The sequence below is a fragment of the Microbacterium sp. 2FI genome (assembly GCF_005502885.1).
Taxonomy (GTDB): Bacteria; Actinomycetota; Actinomycetes; order Actinomycetales; family Microbacteriaceae; genus Microbacterium.
The window spans coordinates 49,341-66,080 of record NZ_SCMR01000005.1 but is presented as its reverse complement, the minus strand read 5'-3'; the positions used below and the strand labels follow the sequence as shown (position 1 = coordinate 66,080).

General features: G+C 69.2%; 15 protein-coding genes. 8 read left to right on the top strand and 7 right to left on the bottom strand.

All coding sequences use genetic code 11. From position 1 onward, the window contains the following. Positions 1–7: 7 nt before the first annotated feature. Positions 8–529, bottom strand: a complete 522-nt coding sequence (locus FFS15_RS06510) for an SRPBCC domain-containing protein (protein WP_212743121.1) — start codon at positions 527–529, stop codon at positions 8–10. A gap of 98 nt (positions 530–627) precedes the next feature. Between FFS15_RS06510 and FFS15_RS06505 the strand changes: the two genes are divergently transcribed. The 4 genes from FFS15_RS06505 (at position 628) to FFS15_RS06490 (ending at position 7,744) form a co-directional block, all read left to right on the top strand. Beyond that, positions 628–1,101 carry a helix-turn-helix domain-containing protein gene (locus FFS15_RS06505; protein ID WP_137844205.1) on the top strand — a complete coding sequence of 158 codons (474 nt, stop codon included), beginning with the start codon at positions 628–630 and terminating at the stop codon, positions 1,099–1,101. A gap of 159 nt (positions 1,102–1,260) precedes the next feature. Further along, positions 1,261–5,718, top strand: a complete 4,458-nt coding sequence (locus FFS15_RS06500; protein WP_137844204.1) for a carboxypeptidase regulatory-like domain-containing protein — start codon at positions 1,261–1,263, stop codon at positions 5,716–5,718. 75 nt (positions 5,719–5,793) lie between these two features. Beyond that, on the top strand, positions 5,794–6,837 hold the full coding sequence (ligD, locus tag FFS15_RS06495) for a non-homologous end-joining DNA ligase (protein WP_137844203.1): 1,044 nt from the start codon (positions 5,794–5,796) through the stop codon (positions 6,835–6,837). Between the two features lie 19 nt (positions 6,838–6,856). Continuing rightward, positions 6,857–7,744: a hypothetical protein gene (locus FFS15_RS06490; protein WP_137844202.1), complete on the top strand. Its 888-nt coding sequence runs from the start codon at positions 6,857–6,859 to the stop codon at positions 7,742–7,744. A 117-nt stretch (positions 7,745–7,861) separates the two neighbouring features. Here FFS15_RS06490 and FFS15_RS06485 read toward each other — a convergent pair whose 3' ends face one another. After that, complete coding sequence (locus tag FFS15_RS06485; protein WP_137844201.1) at positions 7,862–8,908, bottom strand: ATP-dependent DNA ligase; 1,047 nt, start codon at positions 8,906–8,908, stop codon at positions 7,862–7,864. 46 nt (positions 8,909–8,954) lie between these two features. Further along, complete coding sequence (locus FFS15_RS06480; protein WP_137844200.1) at positions 8,955–10,106, bottom strand: AI-2E family transporter; 1,152 nt, start codon at positions 10,104–10,106, stop codon at positions 8,955–8,957. A 131-nt stretch (positions 10,107–10,237) separates the two neighbouring features. On the opposite strand from FFS15_RS06480, the gene FFS15_RS06475 reads away from it, so the two are divergent. From FFS15_RS06475 to FFS15_RS06460, 4 genes are read left to right on the top strand one after another with little or no spacing between them, the layout of a single operon-like run. Beyond that, the gene (locus FFS15_RS06475; RefSeq protein ID WP_137844199.1) at positions 10,238–10,990 is read left to right on the top strand and encodes an SDR family oxidoreductase; all 753 of its coding nucleotides are present in this window, start codon (positions 10,238–10,240) and stop codon (positions 10,988–10,990) included. A gap of 17 nt (positions 10,991–11,007) precedes the next feature. Next, complete coding sequence (locus tag FFS15_RS06470; protein ID WP_137844198.1) at positions 11,008–11,598, top strand: TetR/AcrR family transcriptional regulator; 591 nt, start codon at positions 11,008–11,010, stop codon at positions 11,596–11,598. After that, complete coding sequence (locus FFS15_RS06465; RefSeq protein ID WP_249353787.1) at positions 11,585–12,583, top strand: NADPH:quinone oxidoreductase family protein; 999 nt, start codon at positions 11,585–11,587, stop codon at positions 12,581–12,583. The genes FFS15_RS06470 and FFS15_RS06465 overlap by 14 nt, the downstream gene beginning before the upstream one ends. Then, a complete protein-coding gene (locus FFS15_RS06460; RefSeq protein ID WP_137844197.1) occupies positions 12,580–13,314 on the top strand; it encodes a glucose 1-dehydrogenase in 735 nt (244 codons plus the stop codon). The genes FFS15_RS06465 and FFS15_RS06460 overlap by 4 nt, the downstream gene beginning before the upstream one ends. A 25-nt stretch (positions 13,315–13,339) precedes the next feature. Here the strand turns inward: FFS15_RS06460 and FFS15_RS06455 are convergent, their stop codons facing one another. From FFS15_RS06455 to FFS15_RS06440, 4 genes are all read right to left on the bottom strand, one after another. Further along, positions 13,340–14,545: an acyl-CoA dehydrogenase family protein gene (locus FFS15_RS06455; protein WP_137844196.1), complete on the bottom strand. Its 1,206-nt coding sequence runs from the start codon at positions 14,543–14,545 to the stop codon at positions 13,340–13,342. Then, a complete protein-coding gene (locus tag FFS15_RS06450) occupies positions 14,545–15,585 on the bottom strand; it encodes a phosphotransferase family protein (RefSeq protein ID WP_137844195.1) in 1,041 nt (346 codons plus the stop codon). Before FFS15_RS06450 ends, FFS15_RS06455 begins: the two co-directional genes overlap by 1 nt. Before the next feature lie 89 nt (positions 15,586–15,674). Then, positions 15,675–16,082 (bottom strand): thioesterase family protein, encoded by a 408-nt coding sequence (locus FFS15_RS06445; RefSeq protein ID WP_137844290.1) that lies wholly within the window; start codon positions 16,080–16,082, stop codon positions 15,675–15,677. After that, on the bottom strand, positions 16,082–16,729 hold the full coding sequence (locus tag FFS15_RS06440) for a QsdR family transcriptional regulator (protein WP_137844194.1): 648 nt from the start codon (positions 16,727–16,729) through the stop codon (positions 16,082–16,084). Before FFS15_RS06440 ends, FFS15_RS06445 begins: the two co-directional genes overlap by 1 nt. Positions 16,730–16,740 lie beyond the last annotated feature (11 nt).

Sequence of the window (16,740 nt, the reverse complement as noted above, 5' to 3'; positions counted from 1 at the left end):
TCCGCGGTCAGCGGGGGTCGCTCGACGCGCGGGCGGCAGCCACCTGGCGGTGGAGCTCGTCGTGATCCTCGTCCGTCAGCGCCTCGTCGCCGCCGAAGATGTACGGTGCCCCCTGACCGGTGTCGATGAGCGCCTTCAGGCTGCCGTTGACGAACATCCCCCACGCGTTCGTGCAGATGTCGTAGCACTCGTCGTCGGCGGTGAGGCCCTCATGGGTGAACACGACCTCCGTGCCGCCGTCGACGTCGACGATGTCGAACCGGACCGTCGAGTCGTTCCACTCCTGCTTGTCACCGACGAAGTCGAGGTAGCTGCCGGTGACCAGCCATGCGATGCGCCGGCCCTGTTCGAGTTCGATCACCCGGAACCCGCTGTAGTGCAGGCCCGGCACCACGTAGACGAACTCGTCGCCGACAGCGGTGGTTGTGCCGGTGATGCGTCCCCACCAGCTCGCGACGTCGTTGATCGCGTCGAAGGCGTCCATCGGGGAGGCATTCGTGCGGATCGTCGTCGTATAGTTCGCGGCCATGTCGTGCTCCTCTGCTCCGCCCGGTCGGCTCCATGACTTGCGTGATGCAAGCGACCTTAGCGGAGATGCTTGCATCACGCAAGTGTTAGATTCGACCCATGCTCGGAAAGACGTACGACTCCCAGGTGTGTTCGATCGCTCGGTCGCTCGAGGTCGTGGGTGAGCGGTGGAGTCTGCTCATCATCCGCGACGCCCTCTTCGCGGGGGTGACGAAGTTCGGAGACTTCCAGCACAACCTCGGCATCGCCACCAATGTGCTCTCGTCGCGTCTGGAGTCGTTCGTCGCGAGCGGAATCATGTCGCGCGACGACGCCGCCGACTACATGCTCACGCCGAAGGGACGGGCGCTCGCCGTCGCCCTCATGGCGCTGACCGAGTGGGGCGACGAGTGGGCATCCCCGGTCGATCCGCCGATCCTCTACCGGCACTCTGTGTGCGGCGACGCCGTTCACGCGACGGCGCACTGCGATTCGTGCGGCGCGGTTCCGGCCGCCGAGGTCGCGATCCGCATCGGTCCCGGGATGCCGAGCGAGTACCTCGCGGCGCGGCGTGGCGGTACACGAGGCCGATAGGACGATTCCTCCAATGCGTGCCCTCGGCTCGGCGAGTTGAGCGGAGGTTGTGAATAGACCCCCGCGCAATCGCTGTCGAGGCGTGTACTTTGCGTCCATCCATTGGGAGACGGCTGGGGGTCGTTCATCCGGCGATGACGCCGGGGCAGGGGGTGTCTCGTGCGCACGATTCTCGCCGACCGTGTTGCCCGCTTCGTGACCGTCGTCACGATCGCGGTGCTCGCCATATCGATGCTGTTTGTGACGCCGGTCGCGGCGCGAGCCAGTGACGAGTCGCCGCCGATGTCAGCGATGCCGGCATCTGCCGACGCCGAATCCGATGGCGTCGACGCTGCGAGCGTCACCGTTGCGGCCACTGCTTCGATCAGCGGGAAGATCGTCGACGAGAACCAGAACGCAGAAGCGGGCGTTCCCATCACCGCACATCGTGTGATCGGAGTGGGTTCCGAAGCCACGCTCGTTCCTGCGCCGACTGTGCAGTCCGGTGCGGGCGGCACGTATACGATTCCCGGCCTCGCGGCGGGCACCTACTCCCTCGAGTTCGGTGGCCACGGGTCCGGCTATCCGTCGCTGTGGGTGATCGAGTCGGGGATCGCGATCGTCCGGCTGGAGCCTGAGCCCTTCTATGCGGAGCGCTTCCCGCTCGCCTCGGGACAGAGCCTCGTCCAGAACGTCCAAGTGGCACCCTTCGGCTCGATCGAGGGCCATGTGTATGACCAGGCGCCGGCACCGGTGATGGGAGTGCGCCTCACCCTGTTCAGGAGTGGGGTCGTCGGGCCGCTCGAGGTCGGTGCCACGATTGCTGCTGCAGACGGCAGTTTCACGTTCGAGCAGCTCGCGCGCGGCGACTATACGGTCGAAGCCCTGAACGGCGAACGAGTCTTCCGGTCGAGCATGACCGTCCTCGGCGGACGGGCCGAAACGGTCAACGTGGGTGTGACGCATGGCGCGGTGGTCGGTGGTGTGGTGACGGACTCCGACGGGGTGGGAGTCGAGGGCGCGCTCGTCGAAGCGGTTCGGCCGAGCGGCGCTGTGGCGCTGACGACGATGTCGGACGCGGCGGGAGGTTATGTCTTACGGGGTCTCCTCGATGGCTCGCTCACGATCCGCGCGTCGGCTGATGGCCGTGTGCCTCTGTATCTCGGTGGTGCGACGTCGCCGCTCGACGCCGAGTACCGCTACGCCTTCAGCTCGCAGTCGATCGAGGACGCCGACCTCGCCTTTCCTGCGTCGCCGCGCATCGGAGGAAAGGTCGTCGATGCCAACGGCGCTCCCGTCGAAGGTGCTCGGATATGGCTCGTCGCCAAGTCCGCCCCGACGGACGTCAGCACCGAGTCCGGAGCTGACGGCCGGTTCGGGTTCGCCCACGCGGGTGCCGGTGAGTACACGCTGCTGGTGGAACCACCTGAGGGGTCCGCGCTCGCGAACTCGTGGTACCAGTCGCCGACGGAACAAGGCGCCGTGTACTTCACCATCGACGAGTCCGATCTCGATGCCGGCACCACCACTCTGGCAGCGGGCGGCTCGATCGCCGGCACGGTCGTGCCGCCGCATCCCGATGACGACCTCACGGTCACCCTGTATCGCTGGGCGGCTGGCGGAATCGTCGTCGGTGTCTATGCGGCCGACCTCGACGGCTCAGTCGAGTTCGAGTTCACGAATCTCGTCGCGGGCACGTACACGGTCGGGGTCACCTCAGGTGACAGTCAGCGCTGGCTGGGGGGAGCGGCGACGGCAGCGCAGGCGTCCTCGGTGTCGGTGCTGGCAGGCGAGTCGATAACCGGCCTGAGTGTCGCGTTCCCCCAGTTCTCAGGTGCTATCTCGGGTCGAGTGACCGCAGCATCCGGTGTCGCCACGGATTGGAGCAATGCATGGGTCTACGCGGAGACCTTCGACGGGACCGAGGGCCTGGGGGTGCGGCCATCGCCCGATGGCCGATTCACCATTGCCGGGCTTGCACCCGGAACCTATCGGGTCGCGATCTTCGGGCTCAAGGGTCATATCGAGACCTGGTACCGCTCAACGACAGCGACGGTCTCGGCCGACGCGGCAACCCCCGTGACCGTCGGCTCGACTGCCGTGACCGTCAACTTCACCGCGATCGCGGCCAACGCGACACTACGCGGGCGTCTCGAGGGAACAGACAATCAACCGGGCAGGGACGCCCAGGTGACACTCCTGATCGTCGACGTCGACGGAACCGCGCGCTATGTGGATGAAACGACGACCGATAAGAACGGGGAGTTCTTCTTCACCAATGACGTTCGTCTCGGCCAGTACTACGTCATCTACACCGGCTTTGAAGGCTGGGATGAGTGGTACACGAGCGGATGGAGCGTGCGAGACATCGGCGACTCGCACCTCGTCTACGTCGATACTCCGATCGTCAACATAGACTTCCGGCTCGGACAGCGGTTCTCGGCGTCGGGTGAGGTGCGCGATCAGACGACCAGCGCGGGCCTCCACGACGTCCTCGTCACCGCGATCGACACCGTGAACGGCGATACCTATCAAGCGCGGACCGACGCAGTCGGCGCGTACTCGATCACGCATCTTCGCGCCGGCAACTACAAGATCCGTTTCGGTGACTTCGAGACGGCGGAGGCACTCCACGGGTACTACGGGCCGGAGTGGTACGGCGGTTCGCTGGGGTCGGGCGGCTCGACGATCGTGCCGATCAGTTCGAACGTCACCCTCGGCATCGGCTTGGTCGAGCAGGGGGCTCTCATCTCGGGGACGGTCAGGGCGTCGGTGACTCCTCACCCGACGATCTGGCTCAAGGGCGCGCAGGTGAAGCTCTACTCCGGGAGCGAGCTTCTGGCCACAACCGACGTGCAATCCGGCTACCTGTCGGGTGACGCGCCCGGGGCCTTCCGCTTCCGGGTGAAGGCCGGCACGTACAAGATCTGCGTCGATCCGCCACCCGATCGGACAGACATCGTCCCGGGCTGCTGGAACGGCACGATCGGTCAGGCAGCGCCAGGGACGTCGCCGACGGTCGGGGCCGCGATCGTGATGCAGCCGGGTGACGAACGGGACCGGATCGATATCGGCCTCGTGGCGTGGAAGACCCTGACGTCGGCGACGCCGACGATCACAGGTACCGCGGCCGTCGGCACGACCCTGACAGCCGTGGCCGGGACATGGACCTCGGGCACCGCCTTCACCTACAAGTGGATGGCGTCCGCTGTGGTCATACCCGGAGCGACCGCTTCAACCTTCGTCGTGACGCCCGCGATGCTCGGCAAGAAGATCTCGGTATCGATCACGGGGACGAAGCCGGGATACCGCACCGTCACCAAGACCTCCTCGCAGACGGCGACCGTCGTCCTCGGCACGCTGGTCGCGCCGACGCCGACGATCTCGGGCTCCCTTGCCGTCGGCTACCGACTTACCGCGGTGCCCGGCACCTGGACGCCGGCGGCGACTCTCACGTACCAGTGGTATGCCGGCGGTGTCGCTGTTTCGGGGGCGACCGCGCCCCAGTTCCTTCTGACCACGGCCCAGAAGGACAAGCAGATGACCGTCCGCGTCAGCGGAAGCCTCATCGGCTACAACCCGGCATCCAAGACGTCGGCGGCGAGCGCGAAGGTGACCACGGTCGGCACGCCCACCATCACGGGAGTGGCGCGGACCGGCGCCACGTTGACTGCCGTCCCTGGAGTCTGGGCGACCTCGACGACTTTCGCCTACCAGTGGTACGCAGACAAGGTCGCGGTCGCGGGCGCGACGAAGAACACCTTCGTGCCGACCGCCGCTCAGGACGCCAAGTCGATCACGGTTCGCGTGACCGGGACAAGGGCCGGCTACGGAACGGTGGCTCGGACCTCCGCGGCGACGCTCAAGGTGATGCGCTTCAGCGCGCCGACGATCAGCGGCTCACTCGCGGTCGGCATGACGCTCACCGCCAAGCCGAACACGTGGTCGGCGGGCACGACGTTCTCGTACCAGTGGCTCGCGGCCGGTGTCGCCGTCACCGGCGCCACGAAGTCCACCCTGGTGCTGACGACGGCGCAGCGCGACAAGCAGATCAGCGTCAAGGTGACCGGCGCGCAGTCGGGCTTCGCGACCGTTGTCGCGGCATCCGCTCTCTCTCCGAAGGTCACGACAGTCGCGACGCCGACGATCACCGGAACGCCGAGGGCCGGCGCCACGTTGACGGCGAGTCCCAACACGTGGGGGACGGGAACGACCTTCACCTATCAGTGGTTCGACGACGGAGTGGCCATCCCCGGAGCGACGCTGAAGACGCTGCTGCTCGGCGAGGCACAGGTCGGCGGGCAGATCTCGGTCACGGTGACGGGGCAGCGACCCGGCTACGGAACGGTGGCGAGGACGTCCGCGAAGACTCTGCGGGTGGCGCTCACAGCCGTGCCCAAGATCGTCGGCACGTCGAGCGTCGGCTCGGCGCTGACCGCGCAACCCGGTGTGTGGACCGCCGGTACCGCGTTCGCCTACCAGTGGTACGCGAACGGCGTCGCGCTCTCGGGCGCAACGGCGCCGTCGCTCAGTCTCACGGCGGTACACGCGGGGAAGCAGGTCTCGGTCAAGGTCACCGGTACACTCAGCGGCTATCCGACCCTCGCCCGTACGTCCGGGACGGTCACGATCACGTGACCTCGTGCGGCATCCGGCGGACCAGACGAAGCCGCGGAGGTGCGGGCGGCGGCGACCGGCCTTAGGGTCGACATCATGGCGAGCGAGTTCGTGATGCTGACCGTGCCCGGACCCGACGGCGACCGCGAGGTTCGGGTGTCGAGCCCCAACCGCGTGCTGTGGCCTGAGCTCGGGATCACCAAGCATGAACTCGCCGCGTACCTGATCGCGGTCGCGCAGCCATTCCTCGCAGCGAACGGCGATCGGCCGGTGTCGCTCGAGCGGTTCCCTGAGGGCGTCGACGGCGAGCGCTTCTACTCCAAGAACCCGCCGAAGGGTGCGCCGGCATTCGTGGCTGCGCAGACCGTGACTTACAACTCGGGCCGACGGCATCCCCAGCTCGTCCTCACCGAGATCGCCGCGGCCGTGTGGGCCGTGCAGATGAACACGATCGTGTTCCACCCGTGGGCGTCGCTCGCGTCGAACACCGACAACCCCGTCGAGCTGCGCATCGATCTCGACCCGCAGCCGGGCACGGATTTCGCGGATGCCGCGGCCGTCGCGCCCGCGCTGCGAGAGGTTCTCGCCGAGTCCGGTCTCGACGCGTTCGTCAAGACGAGCGGCAACCGCGGGCTGCACGTCTTCTGCCCGATCGAGCCGACGCACGAGTTCCTCGACGTGCGTCACGCCGTGATCGCCGCCGGCCGCGAACTCGAGCGCCGCATGCCTGACAGAGTGACGATGAACTGGTGGAAAGAGGAGCGCGGCGAGCGCATCTTCATCGACTTCAACCAGGCCAACCGCGATCGCACGATGGCGGGGGCGTACAGCCCGCGAGCGCTCGCGGGCGCGACCGTGTCGACGCCGGTGACGTGGGACGAGCTCGCGGCCGGAGTCGATCCGGGGTCGTTCACGGTGCGGTCGGTGCCGGAGCGCCTTGCGGAGGTCGGCGACCCGTGGGCGGGACTGCTCGACGGGCCCGGCCGCATCGACACGCTGCTGGAGTGGTGGCGGCGCGACCTCGATGCAGGCCTCGGTGAACTGTCGTTCCCGCCCGATTTCCCGAAGATGCCGGGCGAGCCGCCGCGCGTTCAGCCCAGCCGCATCAACCCCGAGAACTGGCCGGCGGCCGACGGATGACCGGGGTGCGGAGCCCGCGATGATCGCCGACACCGAACGCCTGTTGCAGCGGATTGCCATCGAGCCGGATCCGGTCGTGCGCAACCGCATGATCACGCAGTGCTACCGCGACCTCGCCGAGCACCTCGCGGCGCTGATCGGTCGCCGCGATCTCAGCTGGTTCGCGTTCGGCGCGTGGGCGAGCGGCACCGCGGGGGCCGCCATCCGGGGCGAGGGGCTGCCCCTCGACCTCGGGACGTCGCGGAACGTCGCCGCCGGAAACCTCGCGATCATCGTCGACGTCGCACCGCCGTTCCTTGCGTGGCTGTGCGCGGTCGAGCAGGCCGGAGCGCCCACCCGTGACGCGCTGGAGCGCGCGCTCGCCGACCCGCTGCTGCAGGCCGCGCCGCTGCTCTCCGACGCGGTGCGGTGCTACCAGCGCGCGATCGAGCTCGCAGCAGCCGGCGACGGGCTCGAGGCGACCGACAAGCTGATCGCCGAGCTCGTGCTGCGCGCGAACATCCTCGTCGGCGCGCACGAGCAGCACGTCGTCGATCACTTCATCGACGAGGCGATGCCACTTGGGGGCGTCTTCGGGCTCGTGACGACGCGGTTCGTGCGCATCGTGACGCCGGACGGTGAGCTCGACGTGTGCGAAGACGTTGTGGTTCCGGGGTACCTCGCGCCCGACGCCTTCCCGCTCCCGCTCATGCAGCTGGAAGATCCCGACCTGTGTGCCTTGTGCGACCGGTTCGGTCAGTCGCACGAGGCGGATGTCGCAGCATCCAATTCCCTCGTGTGGGAGGACTTCGACGACCGCATGGGGTTCATCCTCACGTTCTTCCGCGCCTATCAACGCGACGAGCGCTTCTTCGCGGTGCCGGTTGAGTTCCTTCCCGAGCTCGAGGGTCCCGCGGCCCCGTCCTGAGTCGCTGAACCGGCGGTCTTCCCCGGTTTGGGGCGTCAAACCTGCGCGACGCGCCGGATGCCGCGGCGTGGCGTGCACGGAACGCGCCCCAAACCGGGAGGAAGGGGGAGCGTCCGGTCAATCCAGCACGGCGCCGACGTCGTAGGCCGACACACTTTCGAGCTGCTCGTACGTGCACGAGCGCGGGTCGCGGTCGGGGCGCCAGCGCTCGAACTGCACGGTGTGACGGAACCGCCACCCCTCGAGCTGGTCGTACCGCACCTCGAGCACGCGCTCGGGGCGGAGTTTGACGAAGGACGAGTCGGCGCGTCCGGACTGGAACCGCGACTTCTCGCCCTCGCCGGTGAGTGCCGCGCCGTCGTCGTCGCGCTGAACGAGAGGAGCGAGCTCGTCGACGAGCTCGAGGCGGCGCTTGTCGGTCCATGCTGAGACGGCGCCGACGTTGTGGAGCACGCCGTCGTCGTTGTACAGCCCGACCAGGAGCGACCCGACCCCGGCGCCCGACTTGTGGATGCGGTACCCGAGTGCGACCACGTCGGCCGTGCGCGCGTGCTTGATCTTGAACATCGTCCGCTTGTTCGGAGCATACGGCTGCGCGAGCGGCTTCGCGATCACGCCGTCGAGCCCCGCGCCCTCGAACTCGCTCAGCCAGCGGCGGGCGGTGTCTGCATCCGTCGTCGTCCTCGTCACATGGATCGGGTGCGGCACGCCGCCGAGCAGGTCGACCAGCTGCGCGCGGCGCGCCACGAACGGCTCGGGCTGCAGATCGCGCTCGCCGAGGGCCAGGATGTCGAAGGCGATGAACATCGCCGGCGTCGTCTCGGCGAGCATGTTCACGCGGGATGCCGCCGGGTGGATGCGCTGCGTGAGCGACTCCCAGTCGAGGCGCTGCGCGCCCGGTTCGCCCTTCGGGACCACGACCTCGCCGTCGAGGAGGCACGGCTCGGGCAGCAGCTGCGAGAACGCCTCGACGAGCTCGGGGAAGTACCGGGTCAGCGGCTTCGCGCCGCGCGAGCCGATCTCGACGTTCTCGCCGTCCCACGACACGAGCCCGCGGAAGCCGTCCCACTTCGGCTCGAAGCTGAGCCCGCCGGGCGTCTTGGCGGGGTCCGGCACGTCGGGCACGGACTTCGCGAGCATCGGCGCGGGGATGTCGTACGGCATCCCCCCATCCTGCCGTGCGGGGCGCGGCGAGCGACAGGGCCCCGCGCTACGCCTCGATCGGATGTTTGGGGCGCGCCCACCGGGCGGGCAGGTTCGGTCCGTCCCACACCTGGATGACGCCCCACGCCGCGGCGGCGATCGGCACGGCGAGGACTGCCCCCACGATGCCGCCGAGCACGGTGCCCACGGTCAGGGCGACGAGGATCACGAAGGCGTGCAGCTTCATCGACCGGCCCATGAGCACCGGCTGGAGGAAATTGCCCTCGAGCTGGTTCACGAGCACGACCACACCGACCACCAGCAGAGCGTTGAACCAGCCGTTCGCCACGAGGGCGACGAGCGCCGCGACGATGCCGGCGACGGTCGCACCGACGATCGGGATGAACGCGAGAAGGAAGACGAGCACGGCGAGCGGCAGCGCCAGCGGAACCTGCAGGATCAGCAGACCGATCAGGATGCCGATCGCGTCGACGGCGGCGACGGTCGCCGTGCCGCGCACATACGACCCCAGCACCGTGGTCGTCTTGTCGCCGATGCGACGGGCACGCACGTAGTGCTCGCCCCGGAAGGGGCGCAGCAGGAACTCCCACATCTGCGGCCCGTCCTTCAGGAAGAAGAACAGGATCGTGACCATGAGCACGAGTCCGGTCACGAAGTTCGCGACGGCGCTCACGCCGGCCAGCGCCCCCGAGCCGAACTGCGCACTCGTGACGAAGTCGGTGAGGGTCGCGAGCCACTCGTCGAGCTGATCCCGCGTCGGTGCGAACGGCAGCGTCTGCACCCAGTCGATGACACGCCCGACCCCGTCCTCGGCCCGAGCGTAGAGCTCGTCCCACTGGTCGCGGACGGCCCACACGATGAGCAACGCGAGGCCGGTGAGGATGAGGACGATCGTCAGAAGGGTGATCGTCGTCGCGAGTGCCGACGGGACGCCCCGTCGCCGCATCCAGCTCATGACGGGGTTGAAGGCGCACGCGAGGATGAGCGCGATCACGAGCGGGATGGTGACGAGCGTCAGTTGCTGGATCGCGAAGATGATCCCGGCGACGACGGCCACCACGACGATGATCTGCAGCGCACGAATGCTGAGCATGCCGAATCCGTCGGCCCACAGACTCCACGGCGCCCGGGTCGCCTTCAGCTCGATGTCCGTCGACTCGAGCTGTACCCGGTGCGGGTCGTTTCGGAACAGTCCCATGCGAATGAGGCTAGGCGGGCGACGTCATTCGCCCGGAAGGCTTGCCGCCGGGCGGCCAAGGCGGCATGATGCGCGGCGTGCTATTCTCACAAAACCGACCAGCCGGTATGTCCCTAGCGCAAGGAGGCGCCATGCCCGCAGCATCACGGCAGCGATTCGAGGGAACGGTCTCGCTCGTCACCGGCGCGAGCCGGGGAATCGGGTTCGCCATCGCACGACGGATCGTAGACGAGGGCGGGTCGGTCGTCATCACAGGCCGCAAGCAGGACTCCCTCGACGCCGCGCTCGCCGAGCTCGGCCCCGCGGCATCCGCCGTCGCCGGTCGCGCCGACGACGCCGACCACCGGGCAGTGGTCTTCGCCCACATCGCCGAGCGTCGCGGCCGCCTCGACCACCTCGTCAACAACACCGGCATCAATCCCGTCTACGGCCCGCTCATCGGGGTCGATGCGGATGCCGCGCGCAAGATCATGGAGGTGAACGTCGTCGCGACCCTCGAGTGGACCCGCGCCGCTGTCGCCGCGGGCCTCGGTCGCTCGGTCGTGAACATCGCCTCGGTCGCGGGGCTCGGAGCGAGTCCGGGCATCGCGTTCTACGGCATCTCGAAGGCTGCCCTCATCAACCTGACGGTGCAGCTGGCGTACGAGCTCGCCCCCGGCATCCGGGTCAATGCCGTCGCCCCCGCCGTCATCAAGACCGCGTTCGCGCGTGCCCTCTACGAGGGCCACGAGGCTGAGGCGTCGGCCGCGTATCCGCTCGCGAGACTCGGCGAGACGACCGATGTCGCCGGCCCCGTCGCCTTCCTGCTTTCGGACGATGCCGCATGGATCACGGGCCAGACCCTGCCGATCGACGGCGGAGCCGGCATCCGCCCGTTCCTGTGACCGGGAAGGATGAACGCATGAAGGACTCCAACGTCGCCGACGACGTCACCCGTGCCGCCGTCGAGCTCTTCGCGCAGCAGGGCTACGCCAACACCAGCGTGCAGCAGATCGTCGAGGCCGCCGGCGTCACCAAGGGCGCGATGTACCACTACTTCGAGTCGAAGGACGATCTGCTCTTCGGCATCTACGAGACGCTCCTGTCGCTGCAGAAGGCGCGGCTCGACGAGATCATCGCCCGCGGGGGCGCGGTCGAAGACGTGCTGCGCGCCGTGTGCGTCGACGTGATCGAGACGTCGATCGAGCACATGGCAGAGGGCACGGTGTTCTTCCGCAGCATGCACATGCTCTCCGCGCCGCGCCGGCAGGAGGTCACGCGCCGCCGCCGGGCGTATCACGACGAGTTCGCAGAGCTCATCGAACGCGGCGGGCGCGACGGCCGCTTCCGCACCGACATCCCCGTCGCAGTCCTCGTCGCGCACTTCTTCAGCGACCTGCACTACCTCTCGCACTGGTACTCGCCAGAGGGCCCCGAAGACAAGACCGTCGTGGCGCAGCAGCTCACCGACCTCTTCCTCACCAGCATCAGGAGAACGGATGCCCCTGCCTGACACCATGCGCGCGTGGCGCGTCGCACGGCTCGGCGAGCCCGCCGAAGCCCTCTCGCTCGACGTGGTCGACACGCCGCAACCGGGCCCGGGCGAGGTGCTGGTGCGGGTCGGCGCGGTCGCGGCGAACTTCCCCGACGTGCTGCTCGCGCGGGGCCAGTACCAGGTGAGGCCTGAGCTGCCGTTCGTGCCCGGGGTCGAGTGCAGCGGCACCGTCGCCGGGGTCGGTGAGGGCGTCGACGGTCTGGCCGCGGGCGACCGCGTCGTCGCCGCCAAGATCGGCGTGCTCGCCGAGTACGCGGTGGTCCAGGCCCCAGCCGTGCACCGCATTCCGGATGCCGTCTCGCTCGTCGCCGCGTCCGGCCTGACGATCGCATACCAGACGGCGTGGTTCGCGTTGCATCGTCGCGCCGCGATCCGGCCGGGGGAGTGGCTGCTCGTGCACGCCGCGGCAGGCGGCGTAGGAGCTGCCGCGGTGCAGCTCGGCGTCGCCGCCGGTGCCCGCGTGATCGGGGTGGTCGGCTCGGATGCGAAGGCCGAGGTCGCCCGCGCAGCCGGAGCCGCGCACGTCGTGGTGCGCGGCCGCGACGACATCGCGGCATCCGTCAAGCAGGCCACCGGCGGCCACGGCGCCGACGTCGTGTTCGACCCGGTGGGCGGCGACGCGTTCCAGGCATCGACACGGTGCGTCGCCTTCGAGGGCCGGATCGTGGTGATCGGCTTCGCGAGCGGCGAGATCCCGACGCTCACCGCCAGCCACACGCTCGTGAAGAACTACGGCGTGCTCGGCCTCTACTGGGGGCTCTACCAGGAGCGCTTCCCCGACCTCGTCGCCGAGGCGCACGCCGACCTCGTCCGGCTGCTCGAGACCGGAGCGATCGACCCGATCGTCGACCACGTCGTGCCGTTCGAGCGGGCGCCCGAGGCGTTGACCGCACTCGCCTCCGGCGCGACGGTGGGCCGTGTCGTGATCGAGGTCGCGGGGTGAGCGACCTCGGCGGGCGCGTGTGCCTCGTGACCGGGGGCGCACGCGGCATCGGCGCCGCCTATGCTCGGGCGCTGCATGCGGCGGGTGCCCGGGTCGTGATCGCCGACATCCTGGCCGATGAGGGAGCGGCGCTCGCCGCAGAGCTCGGGGCCCGAGCACTGTTCGTCACGCTCGATGTCACGGACGAGGCGCAGTGGGATGCCGCGGTCGCAGCATCCGTCGCCGCCTTCGACGGGATCGACGTGCTCGTCAACAACGCCGGGATCGCCAACGCCGCGCCGATCGAGCACTTCACGACCGCGAAGTGGGACGCCGTCATCGCCGTCAACCTCACCGGCACCTTCTTCGGATGCCGCGCGGTGGTTCCGGTGATGAAGACACAGGGGCGCGGCGCGATCATCAACATCTCGTCGGTGGAGGGCATGCGCGGGAGCCCCGGCCTGCACGGCTACACCGCCGCGAAGTTCGGCGTGCGCGGACTCACGCAGTCGCTCGCCGTCGAGCTCGGCCCGTTCGGCATTCGCGTGAATTCGGTGCACCCGGGCTTCATCCGCACCGACATGACCACCCGGATCGATCCCTCGCGTCTCGACATTCCGCTCGGTCGCCCGGGGGATCCCGCCGACGTCGCGGGGACCATCGTCTTCCTCGCGAGCGATGCCTCGGCGTTCACGAGCGGCGGCGAGTTCGTGGTCGACGGCGGCATGATCGCCGGCATCCCGCACAAGTAGCAGCCGCGGGTAGCGGGAGCGGGGGTCAGCGACGAAGCTCGGCGCGGCCGAGGCTCGACAGGTGCACCTCGTCGGGTCCGTCGGCGATGCGCAGCGACCGGATGCCGGCATAGAGCTCGGCGAGCGGGGTGTCGCTCGAGACCCCTGCGCCGCCGTGCACCTGGATCGCCCGGTCGATGATCGTCTGCATCGCCCGGGGCACCGCGATCTTGATCGCCTGGATCTCGGTCATCGTCTGCCGGTTTCCGACGGTGTCCATGAGCCAGGCGGTCTTGAGCACGAGGAGGCGCAGGGCTTCGAGCTGAATCCGCGCCTCGGCCGCCCATTCCCGGACGACGCCCTGATCGGCCAGGGTCCGCCCGAACGCGTGCCGCTCGTTCGCGCGGGTGCGCAGCAGCGACAGGGCGCGCTCACCCATGCCGATCGCGCGCATGCAGTGGTGGATGCGGCCGGGTCCGAGCCGGGCCTGCGCGATCGCGAAGCCCGATCCCTCGTCGCCGATGAGGTTCGCCGCCGGCACCCGCACGTCGTCGAAGGCGACCTCGGCGTGTCCGCCGTGGTCGCGGTCGTCGAATCCGAAGACGCTGAGGGGTCGCACGATCCGCACCCCGGGGGTGTCGCGGGGAACGAGGATCATCGACTGCTGGCGGTGGCGATCGGCATCGGGATCGGTTTTGCCCATCACGATGAAGAGCGCGGCATCCGGATTCATGGCGCCGGTCGACCACCATTTGCGACCGGAGATGACGTAGTGGTCGCCGTCGCGGCGGATGCGGGTGCCGATGTTCGTCGCATCGGACGACGCCACCTCGGGCTCGGTCATGCAGAACGACGAGCGGATCTCGGCGCGCAGCAGCGGCTGGAGCCACTGCTCCTTCTGCGCGGGCGTGCCGAAGTCGTTCAGCACCTCCATGTTGCCGGTGTCGGGAGCGGCGCAGTTGAAAGCGACCGGCGCGAGTCTCGGGCTCCACCCGGTGATCTCGGCGAGGGGGGCGTACTGCAGGTTCGTGAGGCCGGCGCCGCCGTGGTCGCCGGGGAGGAAGAGGTTCCACAGTCCCTGCGCGCGCGCCTTCGCCTGCAGGTCGGCGACGACGGGCCACCCGCCCCACCGCTCGCGTTCGGCGGTGAGCTGCGCCTCGAGCACGGGCTCGGCAGGCAGCACATGCTCGTCGAGGAATGTACGCACGCGCTTCGTGAGTTCACGCATGCTGTCGTCGGGGGCGAAGTCCATCAGCGCACCTCGAGTCCTTTCCGGGCGAGCGGCTCGACGAGCGCGCCGATCCGATCGAAGCCTTCGCCGACGGTGTCGCCGGCCTGGAAGCGGAAATGGATCCCCTCGAGGATCACGGCGAGCTTGTACGCGGCGAAGGCGCGGTACCAGCGGAGATCCGGGATGCCGCCGCCCGATCGCTCTGCGTACACGTCGACGAGCTCGTCGAACGCGGGGTACCCGGCATCCGGATCCACGGCGCTCGGCACGGCGCCCGCGAAACCTCCGGGCAGGCCTCTGATGTCCCAGTACAGAGCGAAGATCCCGAGGTCGACGAGGGGGTCACCGAGGGTCGCCATCTCCCAGTCGAGGATCGCGGAGATGTGGGGCGAACCGGCGTCGCCCACCACCAGCGCGTTGTCGAGGCGGAAGTCGCCGTGGACGATGCCGGTGCGGGTCGTCGCAGGCATGCCCCCTGCGAGCGAGTCCTGGAGAGCGTCGAGCGCGGGCGTCTCGCGCGAGCGCGAGGCATCCAGCTGCCGTCGCCACGTCGACAGCTGGCGGGCGAGATACCCGTCGGGGCGGCCGAAGTCGCCGAGCCCGACCGATTCGGGGTCGACGCGGTGGAGGTCGGCCAGGTGCTGCACGAGTTCGATGCTGAGAGAGCGGAGCCCCGCGGGGGTGTAGGCCGCGTTCTGCGAGGTGTGCGCGAGGACGCGACCGGGCGCGCGCTCCATGACGAAGAACACGGTGCCGGTCACCTGCCCCGCCGCGGTGTCGTCGACGACGTCGACGGTGCGGGGGACGGGAACGCCGGTTCCGGCGAGGGCGGAGATGACCCGGTGCTCCCGCCGCATGTCGTGGGCGCTCGAAAGCACGTGGCCGAGAGGCGGCCGGCGCACGATGAGGGGGATCCGCGCCCCCTCGACGGCGTACGTGAGGTTGCTGCGGCCGCCCGCGATGACGGATGCCGACAGCGCGCCGCCCGCGAGGTCTGGGTGCGCGTCGGCGATCCATGCGGTGAGCCCCGCGACGTCGAGCCCGGGCACATCGGTCGCCATCGGCCCCGCCTCTCCGTGCCGCGTCGGTGCAGCATCCTCCCCACCATACCGCCTGGTCGGTTTGTCGGATCACCCGTGTTCCGCGATGACTACGCGAGCAGGCGCGCCTCGATCTGGGCGCGGATCGCCGCCGGCACCGGCGTCGGGCGCCGCGTGGCGGCGTCGACGAACACGTGCACGAAGCGCCCTGTCGCGATCGGATCGTCCTCACCCGCGCGCAGGATGCCGAGTGACCATGTGACGCTCGTGGTGCCGAGGCTCTCGATGCCGATGCCGACCTCGAGAGGCTCGGGGAACGACGCCGACGCGTGGAACTCGCACGACGACGCGGCGCACAGGGCGATCGCGTCGCCCTGCGGATTGAGGCCGGCGCTGATCATCCACGCGTTGACGGCAGTGTCCATCGCCTCGTAGTAGACGGTGTTGTTGATGTGCCCGTACTGGTCGTTGTCGTTCCAGCGCGTGCCGAACGGCGCGCGGACGGCGAACGCGCCCATCACGCGTCGACGCGCAGCAGCAGCCGGAACGCGACGCGCGCGCGTTCCGAGCTCGGCTGATCGCCCGAGATGAGATCGGCGTAGGTGAACGATTCCGACATGCGCACGAGCAGGTAGGCGAGCCCTGCCGGATCGATCGCACCGCGGAGGGGCTCGTCGCCGAGATCGCGGCGCACGAGCCACTCGCTCGTGGCGACATAGCGGCGCTGGATCGGGCTCTCCTTCGTGGTGAGGAGCCGCAGGGCGCGTGCCGGCTCGCGGCGCAGGAACTGCCGGAAGAAGTCGGCGGTGATGAGGTCGTCGACGAAGTGGGCGAGGATGCCGGCGATGCGCTCGCCGCCCGCGAGGCGCTCGCTCGCGCGCTCGGCTTGCACGAGGGTGGGCACCGCGAGCGACCAGAGCACCTCGCCGAGCAGCGCATCCCGGTTGCCGACCCACCGGAACAGCGACGTGCGGTCGACGCCGAGGGATCCGGCGAGCCCGCCCATGTCGATGCGGTAGCCGGCGATGAACGTCTCTCGTGCCCGCTCGAAGGCCCGGACGGCGTCGGGGTGCGCGCCGGACGCGAGTCTCTCGGAAAGCCAGGAGGGCGCGGCATCCACCCCCACCGTCGCGATCGGGACGCGGGATGCCGTGGCCGTGGTCATGCGGGAACTCT